Raw genomic sequence first — 13,611 nt, 5'->3', positions numbered from 1 at the left:
CATAACCACCCATCGCGATCCGGTTTCGAGCGCCAACTCCCCTCCGCACGCTCGGAAACCCACCGACCGACTCGGGAAGGCCACCTGGAGAACCCGGCTCGACCGCCCTCCCGCCCCCATTGCAGGCCGGTTTTCACCGACCAACACACCCGTCTCGCCGGAAGCTCGAAGACTCGGAGCCCCGAACGCCGGCGGCGGCTCACCACCGACTCGGACAGACTCCGCACCAGCCCCTGCAACCAAAAGCGCAACGCCCGCCGAAAGCACCCGACCCACTCCGGAAGGCACCCCGGAGAACCCGACCCAACCACCCGCCCGCTCCCCCGCTGCCGGCCGGTTTTCGCCGAGCAATGCACCAGCCTCACCGGAAGCCCCAAGTCTCGGAGCCCCGAACGCCGGCGGCGGCCCACCATCGACTCGGACCAGCCCCGCACCAGCCACCCGCAGCCCAAGGCGCAACGCTCGCCAAAAGCGCCCGACCCACTCGAAAAGGCCCCCCGGAGGACTCGACCCGGCCGCCCCTTGCCCCCATCGCCAGCCGGTTTTCGCCAAGCAATGCGGCCGTCTCGCCGGGGGCTTCGAGTCTTGGAGCCCCGAACGCCGGCGGCGGCCCACCATCGACTCGGACAGACCCCGCGCCACCCGCGCCCGCAACCAAAAGCGCAATGCGAGCCGGAACCGGCCGATCCACCCGGAAGGCTCCTCGGAGAGCCCGACACGGCCGCCCTCCCTGCTCGTCGCTGCCGGCCGGTTTTCGCTGGGCAACGCGCCCGTCTCGTCGGCGCCTTCGAGTCCTTGAGCCCCGAACGCCGGCGGCGGCCCACCACCGACTCGGACCAGCCCCCGTACCAGCCACCGCAGCCAAAAGCGCGACCCCCGCCGAGCACACTCGACCCACTCGGGGAGGCCCCGCCCCGGACACCTGGCCAAACCCCGAGTCCGGCGGTCGACTCGACGGTCTGTCGGGTCGGGCGGTGGTGCACTGTGCGGCGAGCGTCCAGCGGCGAGGACCAAGTTCTGCGGTCGGCCTTGGGCTGCCTGGGCAGGTAGCAGCGGGCAGCTGTGGGCGTAGCCCGAGCCCGGCGGTCGAGATTGGTGCCCGGCGGGACAGGCGCGGCGGCGCGGCGCAGTCGGTGTCTGCGGGCGAGGGCCCAGCCCAGCCGTCGAGGTTGGGTCCCGTCAGGCCTGGGGCGGTGTGGCGGGCGTCCAAGGGTGAGACCTGACCTCTGCGGTCGGCCTGCGGGGCCGCCGGGTCGGGCGGTGTGGCGGGCGTCCGAGGGCCCGGTGCCAATGGCCAGCTGGGCGGCCAGTCGCGGCACAACGCAGCGGACATCCGGACATCCGGACATCCGAAGACGAGATCCGGGCCTGCGGTCGGGATGAGGACCCGCCGGATGGAGCAGCCGCGGTGCATCCTGGGACGTCCGAAAGCAAGTCCCGGGCTCTGCAGTCGGTTTGGCGGTCAGGCAACGCCACACCTCAGCGGACGTCCGCAGACGGGGCTCGAGCCTGCGGTCGGTTGAGGTCTCCCCGTCACGCAACAGCGCGGCGGCCGTCCAGGGCGAAGCCCGCGTCCTGCCGCCGAGGTTGGACCCCGCCGTGTCACGCGGCGGCACAATCCGGCCCCGCCGTCCCCAGGCGAAGCCGCACACCGGCCGACGAGGTTGAGCCCCGCCAGGCCAGGCCGCCGCGCCCCGCAACAATTGGCGTCCGCAGGCAACGGCAACGCCTGCCGGCAAGGCTTGCCCCCGCCACGTCCCGCGACGGCGCATCCCGGCCGCCAACCCCCAGGCGAAGCCACACGCCCGCCGACGACGTTACCCCCGCCAGGCCACCCAGCCGCGCCCCACAGCCGCCGTCCCAGCCACGCCCCGCACCTTGCCGTCAGAACCCGCCCCGCCACCTCCCGCGACGGCGCATCCCGGCCGCCAACCCCCAGGCGAAGCCACACGCCCGCCAACGAGGTTAAGCCCCGCCAAGCCGCCCAACCGCGCCCCACAGCCGCCGTTCCGGCCACGGCCCGCACCCCGCCGTCGTCAAGAGTCGGCTCTGCCGCCGGGTCCCCCGCCGCGTGCCGCTGCCATGCCCCGCGACATGCCCCCGCGAGCTGGGCCCCAGGCCTCGGGTGGAGGCGGGCCCTTCCGCCGCAGGTGGCCGCGTTGCCCGGTCCGGCCCTCCCGGTTCCGACACGCCCGTCGGTTTGGTGAACGGTGGGTGTCCGGAGCTGCGGAATCGACCTGAATGTGACGCCCTATCACATCGCCCGCCCAGGCGGCGGAAGCACCCCGGCGCGGGCTATTGGCAAGCCTTGACGAAGTTCAGACGCAACCCGCTGAAATTCGTCACGACCCAGGGGGTTCGCAAGCGCCGCGAATCGCGTACCTTATCGGCCATGACCTCGGCTCGCGCCTATGACGGCGGCATCTACTCGCCGTATTCGGAGACCCCGATCTACGACCGGCTGGTGGCCGAACGGGGCCGGCCGGAGATCGGCCCCTTCAACGTGCCCCTTCCGGACTTCGCCATGCACCCGCTCTTCGGCGAACGACCGGCGCTCCCCGCCCTCCCGGCGCTGCCCTCCTCGTACTCGTCGCCCGCGCCCGCGTACGGCTCGTCGACCCCGGGCTACGGCTACAACGCGCCCGCACCGATGCCCGCGCTACCCGCGCCGCTGCCGGTGCCCGCGCAGTACGGGGGCGCTCCGCAGTACGGGGGCGGTCAGTACAACAACGCGCCCATGTCGGGCTACGCGTCGATGGCCCCGGCCGCGCCGCAGGCTCCGCAGCCGGCCGTGCACCAGTCGCAGCCGGGTGCCGGGCAGTACGCCGCGCAGTACGTCCAGCCGCCGCAGGTTCCCGCGCCGCGCGTGCCGAACATGGGCGAGCCGGGCCAATTCCCGCCCCGTTACTGAGCGCACGCCTCGAGCGCACGCCACCGGGTGAACGCCGCCGAGTGCGCGCCGCCCGAGCGAGGTCGAGCATCGAGAGTCGTCATACCCGTACGTCCCGCGTGGCCGTCCCGGAGCCGAGCCGAGGCGCCCCGCCGATCCGCCGTCGGCCCTCGTGGGCCGGCGTGAAACAGTGAAGCCATGCACCACCGCCACCTCGCCTCCCTGCACCTGTACCCGATCAAGTCCACCCGTGGCATCGACCTCTCCGAGGCCGTGGTCGAGCCGTGGGGTCTTGCCGGGGACCGGCGTTGGATGTTGGTGGACACGGCCGGACGGTTTCTCAGCCAGCGCAGGCAGCCCCTGCTCGCGACCGTGACGGTACGTCAGGAGCACGGCGGACGGCTGGTCGTCCGCGCGCCCTCGATGGACGAACTCCGGGTCGAGCCAACCGCCGAGGTCCGGCTCGTGCCGGTGACGGTCTGGAACGACGAGATCGAGGCCGCCGTGGGCCCGGACGACGCGCACACGTGGTTCGGGAAGTTGCTGGGCATCGACGTGCGGCTCGTGTACCTGGACGACCCGACCCGACGGATACCCGATCAAAAGTTTGCGGACTCCTCCGATCGGGTGAGTTTCGCGGACGGATTTCCGCTGCTCCTGACCACGACGGGTTCACTCGAAGCGCTGAACGGTCTCATCGAATCCCCACTGCCGATGAACCGTTTTCGCCCCAACGTGGTCATCGACGAGCCCGAGGCCTGGGCCGAGGACCACTGGCGTCGGATCCGGATCGGCGACGTCGTCTTCCGCGTGGTCAAGCCGTGTTCGCGCTGCGTCATCACCACCACCGACCAGCGGACCGGCGAACGCGGCCCCGAACCGCTCCGGGCTCTGGGCAAGCACCGCCGCTTCGGTACGAAGCTCGTCTTCGGCCAAAACCTCGTCCCCGAACTTTCCGCCCACGCCACCGGCATCCTCCGCGTGGGCGACGCCTTCGAGGTCCTCGAAACCGGTTGATCCAACCGTGCGCACACCGCGCCTCACCGCAGCGCCACCCGGCGCACCGGCGTCACCCACGTGGGTGACATCGTCCGCGCGCCCCGTCCCCACGCCCGCACTGGCGCGTCACGCTGATACCCCCACTACCTAGGACCGTCCGGCACGTTCCTGCCGGGTGAGGGGCGCGACTCCATGGCTACCGTCACGTTCGACCGGGCCACCCGCCGGTACACCAAGGGCGACAGGCCCGCCGTCGACCAGCTCTCCCTCGAGATCGGCGACGGCGAATTCCTCGTTCTGGTCGGTCCGTCCGGCTCCGGGAAGAGCACCGCCCTGCGGATGCTCGCGGGCCTGGAGGACGTCGATTCGGGCGCGATCCGCATCGGCGACCGCGATGTCACCAACCTCGAACCCAAGGACCGCGACATCGCGATGGTGTTCCAGAACTACGCGCTCTACCCGCACATGTCGGTGGCCGAGAACATGGCCTTCGCGCTCAAGATCGCACATCGGCCGAAGGACGAGATCGCGCGACGTGTCACCGAGGCCGCCAAGATCCTCGACCTCACCGAATACCTCGACCGTAAGCCGAAGGCGCTCTCCGGCGGCCAGCGGCAACGCGTCGCGATGGGCCGCGCGATCGTCCGCGAACCGCGCGTCTTCCTCATGGACGAGCCGCTGTCCAACCTCGACGCCAAACTCCGCGTCCAGACCCGCATCCAAATCGCTGGACTGCAACGGCGGTTGGGCACCACCACGGTCTACGTGACGCACGACCAGGTCGAGGCGATGACCATGGGCGACCGCGTCGCCGTACTCCGCGACGGCATCCTCCAGCAGGTCGACACCCCGCGTCGGATGTACGAGCACCCGAACAACGTGTTCGTGGCCGGCTTCATCGGCTCGCCGTCGATGAACCTGATCGACACCGAACTGACGGAGGACGGCTTCCGCTTCGGCGACATCCCGATCCCGCTCACCCGCGAGGCGCTGGAAACGGCCCGCGCCGAGAAGGCCGAGCGGGTCACGGTCGGCGTACGCCCGGAGCACCTCGAGGTCACCTCCGATGCCGACGCCGGCGGCCTGCCCGTCACGGTGGACGTGGTCGAGGAACTGGGCTCCGATGCCTACGTGTACGGCACCGCCAGGGTCGATGGCTCGCCCACCCCCCTGGTCGTCCGGGTACCCGGCAACCGGGTTCCGCACAAGGGTGAGACGCTGCGGGTGACCCCGCGCGTCGACGAGATCCACAAGTTCTCGAAGTCCACCGGCGAACGCCTCGCCGACTGAACTCCGTACCTGCGCCTGCGCCCGGGCTCGCCGAGTCCGGGCGCCGAGGGCCCTCAGCCGGCCGCCTCCTCGAACGCCTGCCGCAGGTGGGTGGTTCGCTGCCGGGTCGGGTCGGCGGCCACCGCGGCGGCGAGGGCGGGGCCGGCCGCGTGCACGATCGAGACGTGGCGCTCGCCTCGCGTGACGAGCGTGTACATGAGGGCTCTGGTGTAGGCGTCGGCGCCCTCGGCGGGCAGTACGACCACCGCCGCCGGGCGTCGCACGCCCAGGGATTGACGGGCCGTCAAGGCCCAGCCGTGGCGAAGCTCGGTCGGATGCACCGCCTCCGGCGCGGCCGTCCCGAAGGCCACGACCGCCCGTCCGTCGGGCAGCAGTTCGCGCACCGTCCCCTGGACCACCCCGCAACTCGGGTCGGCCGTGGCCCGGATCACCCGGTCGCCGACGTCGATGGCGCCGGGCGGCGACGAACTACCGACGCCGGAGCCCGGGTTGAGTCGCGCCTTCAGGGCGGCGTTGAGCGCGTTCGCACCGGCGGGCCCCGTGGCCAGGGGGACGACGACCAGCACGTCCCGCGCCGCGATCCCGATCGCCCTCGGAATCGAGTCGGCCACCAACTGGGCGCAGCGATGGGCGGCTTCCTCGCCGGTGCGGGCGGGGATCAGTACGACGCGGCGCTCGGAATCCTGAATCGGTGGCAACCGGCCGTCCCGGATGCCGTCGGCGAGCGCTTCGAGAGGTCCGTCCGGGACGTTCGGCGCGACCAGCGCACGGATCGCGCCGGTGGCGGCCAGGTCGGTGAACACCCGTCCCGGGCCGGTCGATTCGAGGCCGGCCGGGTCGCCGGCCAGCAGGAGTCTGGCGCCGTCGGGGACCGCCTCGAAGATCGCCGCCGCGGCCGTGACGTCGAGCAGGGTCGCGTCCGTGACGACGAGGAGGTCGAGTTCGAGGGTGCCGTCCGGGCCACGTTCCATCGCGGCCAACTCGCGCAGGCCGACCGCACCGGCGCCGAGGCGGTTCCGGCCGTCGGTGGTCGGGGCGACCACGGCCACCCGACGTCCGGCCGCACGAACCTTCGCCACGACGGCCGAAATCGCGGCGGGCGGCTCCTCACCGGGGCCCGCGGCGTAGAGCACGACGCCGGTCGAAGCCAGCGCCCGATCCAGCTTGCCGTCGCCGAACTCCGGCCAGGGTTCGACCGTCGACATCAGCCGCACGACCGCTTCGGCGATGGCCTCCTCGGCGAGGGCGTAGTCGTCCAGGGCGAGCAGCACACCGCCGACGGCGGCGAGTTCGTCGGGCTCCTCGAAGTCGGCTTCGAAGTCGGCCTCGAAGTCGCCGTCGCCGTCATCCGTTTCGGCGAAGTCGCCGTCCTCCTCGGCGGAGGCGGCGGGCACGGCGGCGAACGCCATCACCCGGCCCTCGGCCAGTATGGCGCGCAGCGCCGTGTCGGGCTCGCCCACCTCGAAGTGTCCGAGCGCCGCCCGAACGGCATCGGCCTCGATCGCGGTATCCCCCTGGCGAGCGGCTCGTCGAAGCAGCCAGAGCACAATCGCCCGCACCCGCCGAGGATCGTCGGCAGCCCACGCGGCGCCCAACGCCCCACGTGCGAACTGGTCGGCCTGCTGCGGCGCGATCCCCGCCACCCCGAGCAACGCCCACGGATCACCCGCCAACAACTCCGCCGCCTCGCCCCCCAACGCGGCAACCACCTGGGGGGCCATCCCCTCGGGAGCGCCTGCGGCCCTCAGCAGCCGAGCAACATCGGCAACCACGACACCGAACGGCCGCCGCTCCGCCTCCCCCGCCTCCGGGCCGGAGGCACCCCCGACGCCGGGCCGCCCCCAGGCCCCACGCTCACGCCCACCACCCTCGGCAACGCCCGACCTCCCAGGCGTACCGCTCTCGCCCACCCGCGGGGAACTGCCGCCGTCCCTGCCGGGAGCCAGACCACCACGGCCCTCGACGCTGCCGCCGCCCCTCGCCAAGCCCGTCGCGCCGCTGTCGCCGTCCGGCACGACGAGAGCCCCACTGTCACTTACCGCGCCCGACGCGCCGCCGTCACCAACCTGAGCAACAAGACCGTGGTTATCACCTTCCGACCGGCTCTCCGACCCGTGCTCGATGCCGGTTGCGTCGACAGGAGCACCGTTCTCCGAATCCAGAGCCGGATCCGGCGCGGTCGCTCGCCGTTCCGGAGCGGCATCGTCCTCGGCCGCGGCCCGCGATCGACCGAGAGCATCGCTCTCTGCACCCACACCGGGGAAAGCATCCTCGGTACCGGCGTCGACGGCCGGCACGGCGTCAACGCTGCTCGCGCTGTCAATCCTCGACTCGGCCGGGGAATCCGCCGGCCCTGCGGAGGCAGCGCCCTCGTCGGCCGAGTTCGGCGGACCGCCGACCGGCTCCGACGGCTGAGGGGCGAGAGCGGTGCGGTCGGAGGTCGGGGCCGCCGCGTCGTCGTCAACCGGCTCGGTCGTGGCGGCGTTTGCGGCGGTCGGGCTCGGCGAGGCGTCGCCGGTGGCCGGCGTCTCGGATTCGCCGGCGGCGCCCTCGCTGTCCGAGCCCGACGGGAGGTCCAGGTCGCGGATGCGCCGAGGGGCACGCCGGGTGCCGCGATGGGGCGGCGCTTCTCCACCGGCTCCCGGCTCTCGGCGGGACGGCGCTTCGTCGCCGTCGTCGCGTACTCGGCGGGAAGGTGCCTCTTCACCCGCCTCAGCCTCTCGACGGCCCTCTTCGCCCGTCGACGAGGAAGCGGGCGCCGAATCCTCCTCGGCGCGGGCCTTCTCGGCTGCGGCCGCGGCCTCGGCGGCGGCCTCCGCTTCGGCCTCGGCGGCGGCAATCGCGGCGGCTTCGGCCTCGGCGGCTTCCGCAGCCACCGTGGTGCGGCGGCGGGCACGTTCGGCGTGGGTCGGATCGGCGGCCTCGATATGCGCCACGCCACCGACGACCTCGGGGGCCTCGCCGCGAGCCAACCTCGCGAGTTGGTCGCGGAGGAGGGCCACCGGGTCGGCCTTCGGCCGGCTGTCCCGAGCGTCCGACACTTCGGGCTCCGGACCCGACGGCACGTGCTCGGAACCGGCCCGGGTCGCCGTGGCCCCGGGGCCGGTCCCGGCCCGACGCTCGGTCACATCCTCCGGATCGGCTCCCGCACCGCCGCCGTTCACGCCACCCGCATCGCCCACACTCACGTCAGCCACACCCGACCCACACTCGTCCGCTCGAACACCCCGACATACAACCGGCCGCGCCGGTGTCACCGACCCTCGCCGGAATCGATGGTCCCAAACTGCCGCACCCGGCGGCCCAACCCCTTCCGCCGCACCGAAGCCGCCCCCTCGACCCACCCGATCCAGCACCCCCGGACCCGCGCGCCCCGGAACACCGAACCCCCGTCCTCGCCACGACCAACGAACACTCCCCGCCGACCACACTCTTCGCACACCCAACCAACCAGCACCGACCGACAACCAAGCGGCCACACCTCCGGCCGACACCCCCGCAAGACGACCACCCCGGCCCACCCACGACCAGCCCAACCGGCCCAGACCGGATTCCACTCACCCGCAGCCCCCGGCCAGCCGACCTCGGCGCCGCCGGTCGCGCGCCCCGTATCCGACCGTGGGCGGAGCCCAGAGCCCCAGAGCCCCGAAGCCCCCACCGATCGTCAAGCAGGTACCGCGTCACACCCGGATCGACCGCACGCGTATCTGCGTAACCCGTCGAGCCGCATCACGGACGGCTATCTCGACCTCGACCACCCCACGCGATCCGGCTGCGTGAACCCGAGCCGCCCCACGCCCGCCGCACACCGAAGACACCCGACCAACCCAAGGCGGCTCCCCGGAGAACCCGACCCGACCGCCCTCCCCTCCCCCGCTCCCGGCCGGTTCTCGCCGACCAACACACCGGTCTCGCCAGGAGCCCCGCACGCCGCCGGCGGCCCATCACCGACTCGGACAGGCCCCAGCCCGCGCCCCGCCGCCAAAAGCGCCAACCTCGATAAAGCGGCCGGATCCCGTCGGGCCGAAGTCCGCTACGGCTCCCGCCCGTTCGCTTCGAACCGCCTCGAACCGCATCTAACCGCGTCGAACCGCTCCGAGCACGGCCCGGCCCCGCACCGTTCACGACCGCACACCCACCAGGCCGCCCCGCCTAAGCCTGGCTCCACGAGTCGTCCGGGTAGCCCGTCATCGGCTGGGAGACGTCCTCCAGCGCGTTGCGGATTTCGGTGGGAAGCGTCACGGACTCGGCCGCCAACGACGCCCTGAGCTGGCCGGCGTTGCGCGCGCCCACGATCGGCGCGACCACGCCCGGGCGGTCGCGCACCCAGGCCAGGGCCACCTCGATCGGGGCCGCCCCCAGGCCGTCGGCGGCGGTGGCCAGGGCGTCGACGATGCGGCGGGAGTGGTCGTCCAGGTACGGGGCGACGAAGGGGCCCATGTGGGCGGAGGCGCCCCGGGAGTCGGCGGGCATGGCGTGGCGGTATTTGCCCGTCAGCACTCCACGCCCCAGCGGCGACCACGGGAGCAGGCCGACGCCCAGGTCGAGGGCCGCGGGCAGGACCTCGCGTTCGATGCCGCGCTGCAGCAGCGAGTACTCCACCTGGGTACTGGCCACGACCACCCGGCCGGGGGCCGCCGACTGCCACGTGGCCGCCTTCGCCAGTTGCCAGCCGGAGAAGTTGGACACCCCGACGTACCTGGCCCGCCCGCTGGTGACCGCCAGGTCGAGCGCGTGCAGGGTCTCCTCCAGCGGCGTCGACGGGTCGTACGCGTGCAACTGCCACAGGTCGACATGGTCCGTGCCGAGGCGGGCCAGCGAGTGGTCGAGCGCCTGGAGCAGGTGGCCCCGCGAGCCGTCGAAGCGGCGCTCGCTGTACGGCACACTCGCGGCCTTGGTCGCGATCACCACCTCCGAGCGCGGGATGTACCCGTCGAGGAGGCGGCCGATCATGTACTCGGCCTCACCGTCGGCGTATACGTCGGCGGTGTCCACGAAGTTCCCACCGGCGTCCAGATAGGCCTTCATCTGGTCGGCCGCGTCGTGCTCGTCGGTGTCTCGTCCCCATGTCATGGTGCCCAGCCCCATGCGGGAGACCCGCAGGCCGGTGCGGCCGAGATGTCGCTGCTCCATGGCACCGGAGACTAGCCGTTCCCTCCCCCGCGCCGCCGTTGGCGGGGCCGTTCGGCGGTACGCCGACGAGACAGGTTACCGGCGGGTAGGTCACGCGGTAGGGTCGGCCGAGGCAACAGGTACCGCCAACCAGTCGGACGAACGCCGGACGAACCCCGTCCGGGCGTGAGACGGACGTCGGACAGACGTCGAACAGGGGGTCCGCGGAGATGCGACTCGGAATCAACCTCGGCTACTTCGGCGCCGGCAACGACGCCGACAATCTGGCGGTCGCCCAGGAGGCCGACCGGCTCGGCTACGCGGTCTGCTGGGCCGCGGAGGCGTACGGCTCGGACGCGGCCACCGTGCTGTCCTGGGTCGCGGCGCAGACCACCCGGATCGACGTCGGCTCGGCGATCTTCCAGATCCCGGCCCGCACGCCGACCATGACCGCGATGACCGCCGCGACGCTCGACGTGCTCTCCGGTGGCCGGTTCCGGCTCGGCCTGGGCGTGTCCGGGCCGCAGGTGTCCGAGGGCTGGTACGGGGTCAAGTTCGACAAGCCGCTCGCCCGCACCCGCGAGTACGTCGAGGTGATCCGCAAGGCGATGCGCCGCGAGCGGGTCGCCCACGAGGGCGCCAACTGGACGCTGCCGCTGCCCGGCGGCCCGGGCAAGCCGCTCAAGCTCACCGTGCACCCGGTGCGCGAGCACATCCCGCTCTACATCGCCGCCGTGGGCCCGAAGAACCTGGAGCTGACCGGCGAGATCGCCGACGGCTGGCTCGGCGTCTTCTACGCCCCTGAGCACGCCGAGGAATCGCTCGTACACATCCGCGCCGGCCGGGAGAAGGCCGGGCTCGCGATGACCGACTTCGACGTCGTGCCGACCGTCCCGCTCGTGGTCGGCGACGACCCGCGACAGGCGGCCGAACAGGTGCGCGGCTACGCCGCGTTGTACGTCGGCGGCATGGGCAGCCGGGACCAGAACTTCTACAACCGGCTCGCGGTCCGCATGGGCTACGAGGCCGAGGCCAAGGAGATCCAGGACAAATTCCTGGCGAAGGACTACGCCGGCGCGGGCGCGGCCGTCCCGTACGACTTCATCGACAAGACCAGCCTGCTCGGCGGCCGGGAGCGAATCGCGGAGCGCATGCAGGCCTACGCCGACACCGGCGTGACCACCCTGACCATCGCGCCGAACGGCAGCACCCTCGACGAACGGGTGGCGGCGCTGCGCCTGGCCGCCGAGGCGCTGGACCTCTCCGGCACCGGCTCCTGACCCGACGGCGGGCCCGACACACCTCGGGCCCGCCACACGACCGCCCACGCCGCACCCGAAACGCCCGAAGCACCGGAAACGCCGGAAGCACCGGAAGAACCCGAAACACCCGAAGCGCCCCGAGCCCCCACCCGCGCCGCCCCCTCAGCGCGGCCCCGGCACCCGCGCCGCGACCACCTCGGCGAACTCCAACAGCCGGCGAATCTGCCCCGGCCCGCCGTCCTCCAGCGACTTGCTGAACCGGTACGCCTCCTGCCGGAAGCGCCCCGTCGACGCGCCGTCCTCCCCGCGCACCGTCGCCACCTCCTGGAGGGTCGGCGTGGCCAGGAACACGAACGCGCCGCGCAGTTGCCGCCGCCCGTCGTTGTCGGTGCCCACCAGGGTGCGTATCCCGACGTGCGACACCGAGCCGAGCGGAATCACCTGCACGGAGGAATCCAGCACCGTGCCGCCGGGCGCGGACGGGTCGGTCATGTCCTCGCTGTGCCACAACACCAGGCGCCGGTCGTCGCACACCGCCGCCTCCTGCCAGACCGACGTGCCGTTCGCGTTGATGTCCACGACCCGTTCGAGCGTGAAGCCGCGCACCGGACGGCGGCCCAGCACCGAGCCCAGGGCCTCCATCGCCACGTCCGGGTGCAGCAGGTAGGACCGCACCGCGTCCTCCAGCTGGGTGTGCGCGGACCAGTCGGCCCCGGCGGCTCCGGCCCCCGGAACCTGGGCCGGGCGCGTCCCCGATGTGCGCTGCCTGCCCGACTTGCCGAACATCCCCACCTGCTTCCGCCGCGTTTGTACGAGCAGAAGCCTACGAGAGTCCGGCGTGGGCGGTGCCGGCGTCCACCGCTTGATCGCTCACGGAACGAAATCAGGCCGCGGCGGGGGAGTCCAGTGCGTCCCCGCCACGGCCGGTACCGAGTTCAACGACCACACCCGGCAAAGGACACGCCGCCGGCCCCGGGCCCCGGACGCGCCGGCGACCGACACGGGCCGCGGCGTCGACCGCGAAGGGAGGCGACGCAGCCCCCTACAACCACCCGCTGCGCCGGAACATGCGATGCAACCCCACGCACGACAGCACCATCAGCGTCACCGCCCCCGGATACCCCCACACCGACTTCAGCTCCGGCATGTGCTCGAAGTTCATCCCGTACACGCCCGCGATCATCGTCGGCACCGCGAAGATCGCCGCCCACGCGGAGATCTTGCGCATGTCCTCGTTCTGCCGCACGCCCACCTGCGCGAGATGCGCGCCCAGGACGTCCGACAACAACCGGTCGAACGACTCGATCTGTTCGGTGACCCTGGTCACGTGGTCGGCCACGTCCCGAAAGAACGGCCGGGTGTCGGCCGGGACGAAGGCGATCTCGGAGGTGGCCAGCCGCCGTATCGGCTCGATCAGCGGCAGCGCGGCGCGCCGGCACTCCAGGACCTCGCGCTTGAGCAGGTAGATCGCCTCCGCGTCGTTCTCCCGGCTCGGCGAGAAGACCCGCGCCTCCAACTCCTCCAGGTCGGTCTCCAGCTCGCCGGCGATCGCGAGATAGGTGTCCACGACCGCGTCGGCGACCGCGTACATCACCGCGCCGGGGCCGTGCTTGAGCAGCTTGGGCTGCTTCTCCACCCGTCGGCGCACCGACTTCAACTCCGCGCCCGGACCGTGTCGGACGGTCACCACGAACGAGTCGCCGATGAACATCATCAGCTCGCCGGTCTCCACGGACGACGTCTCGTCGTAGTAGTGGAGCGTCTTCAGGACCAGGAAGATCGAGTCGTCGTAGGTCTCCAGCTTGGGCCGCTGGTGCGCGTGCAACGCGTCCTCGACCGCCAGCGGGTGCAGCCCGAACTCGCTCGTCACCAGGTCGAACTCGCTCGGCGTCGGCTCGTGCAGCCCGATCCACAGGAAGGAGTCACCGACCCGCCGGGCCTCGTCCAGCGCGTCGGAGAAGTCGGAGGGCCCTTCGGTCCGGCGGCCGTTCGTGTAGATGGCGCAGTCGACGATCACCCGGCCAGTTTGCCGGCTTCCGCGGCCGACCGAATCGGCCC

At 72.4% G+C, this 13,611-nt stretch carries 8 protein-coding genes; 4 read left to right on the top strand and 4 right to left on the bottom strand.

Annotation, left to right across the window (positions count from 1 at the left end; all coding sequences use genetic code 11):
- The first annotated feature begins 2,392 nt into the window (after window positions 1–2,392).
- From B4N89_RS24920 to B4N89_RS24910, 3 genes are all read left to right on the top strand, one after another.
- Window positions 2,393–2,911, top strand: coding sequence for a DUF6643 family protein (locus B4N89_RS24920; RefSeq protein ID WP_201260900.1), 519 nt, complete (start codon window positions 2,393–2,395; stop codon window positions 2,909–2,911).
- A 177-nt stretch (window positions 2,912–3,088) separates the two neighbouring features.
- Entirely contained in the window at window positions 3,089–3,907 is an 819-nt protein-coding gene (locus B4N89_RS24915) for an MOSC domain-containing protein (protein ID WP_078978043.1), read from the top strand.
- 174 nt (window positions 3,908–4,081) lie between these two features.
- A complete protein-coding gene (locus B4N89_RS24910; protein ID WP_078978042.1) occupies window positions 4,082–5,179 on the top strand; it encodes an ABC transporter ATP-binding protein in 1,098 nt (365 codons plus the stop codon).
- Window positions 5,180–5,232: 53 nt separating this feature from the next.
- Here the strand turns inward: B4N89_RS24910 and B4N89_RS49090 are convergent, their stop codons facing one another.
- Window positions 5,233–8,535 (bottom strand): helix-hairpin-helix domain-containing protein, encoded by a 3,303-nt coding sequence (locus B4N89_RS49090; protein WP_143658076.1) that lies wholly within the window; start codon window positions 8,533–8,535, stop codon window positions 5,233–5,235.
- A 796-nt stretch (window positions 8,536–9,331) separates the two neighbouring features.
- The gene (locus B4N89_RS24900) at window positions 9,332–10,312 is read right to left on the bottom strand and encodes an aldo/keto reductase (protein ID WP_078978040.1); all 981 of its coding nucleotides are present in this window, start codon (window positions 10,310–10,312) and stop codon (window positions 9,332–9,334) included.
- Window positions 10,313–10,521: 209 nt separating this feature from the next.
- Here B4N89_RS24900 and B4N89_RS24895 point away from each other — a divergent pair, with 209 nt between their 5' ends.
- Window positions 10,522–11,571 carry an LLM class F420-dependent oxidoreductase gene (locus B4N89_RS24895; protein ID WP_078978039.1) on the top strand — a complete coding sequence of 350 codons (1,050 nt, stop codon included), beginning with the start codon at window positions 10,522–10,524 and terminating at the stop codon, window positions 11,569–11,571.
- Between the two features lie 144 nt (window positions 11,572–11,715).
- Here B4N89_RS24895 and B4N89_RS24890 read toward each other — a convergent pair whose 3' ends face one another.
- Both B4N89_RS24890 and corA read right to left on the bottom strand, forming a co-directional pair.
- A complete protein-coding gene (locus tag B4N89_RS24890; protein ID WP_201260899.1) occupies window positions 11,716–12,339 on the bottom strand; it encodes a hypothetical protein in 624 nt (207 codons plus the stop codon).
- 256 nt (window positions 12,340–12,595) lie between these two features.
- Window positions 12,596–13,570: a magnesium/cobalt transporter CorA gene (gene corA, locus B4N89_RS24885; protein ID WP_078978037.1), complete on the bottom strand. Its 975-nt coding sequence runs from the start codon at window positions 13,568–13,570 to the stop codon at window positions 12,596–12,598.
- Window positions 13,571–13,611: the final 41 nt, after the last annotated feature.

Origin of the sequence: Embleya scabrispora (assembly GCF_002024165.1) — a bacterium.
GTDB lineage: Bacteria > Actinomycetota > Actinomycetes > Streptomycetales > Streptomycetaceae > Embleya > Embleya scabrispora_A.
The sequence above is the reverse complement of the archived record's forward strand: the minus strand, read 5'-3'. Positions and strand labels throughout refer to the sequence as shown.

Bases quoted from the DNA above. Each gene is read 5' to 3' on its own strand.
- B4N89_RS24920 (WP_201260900.1), top strand. From the start codon at position 2,393: ATGACCTCGGCTCGCGCCTATGACGGCGGCATCTACTCGCCGTATTCG.
- B4N89_RS24910 (WP_078978042.1), top strand. From the start codon at position 4,082: ATGGCTACCGTCACGTTCGACCGGGCCACCCGCCGGTACACCAAGGGC.
- B4N89_RS24890 (WP_201260899.1), bottom strand. From the start codon at position 12,339: ATGTTCGGCAAGTCGGGCAGGCAGCGCACATCGGGGACGCGCCCGGCC.
- B4N89_RS24915 (WP_078978043.1), top strand. From the start codon at position 3,089: ATGCACCACCGCCACCTCGCCTCCCTGCACCTGTACCCGATCAAGTCC.
- B4N89_RS24895 (WP_078978039.1), top strand. From the start codon at position 10,522: ATGCGACTCGGAATCAACCTCGGCTACTTCGGCGCCGGCAACGACGCC.
- B4N89_RS24900 (WP_078978040.1), bottom strand. From the start codon at position 10,312: ATGGAGCAGCGACATCTCGGCCGCACCGGCCTGCGGGTCTCCCGCATG.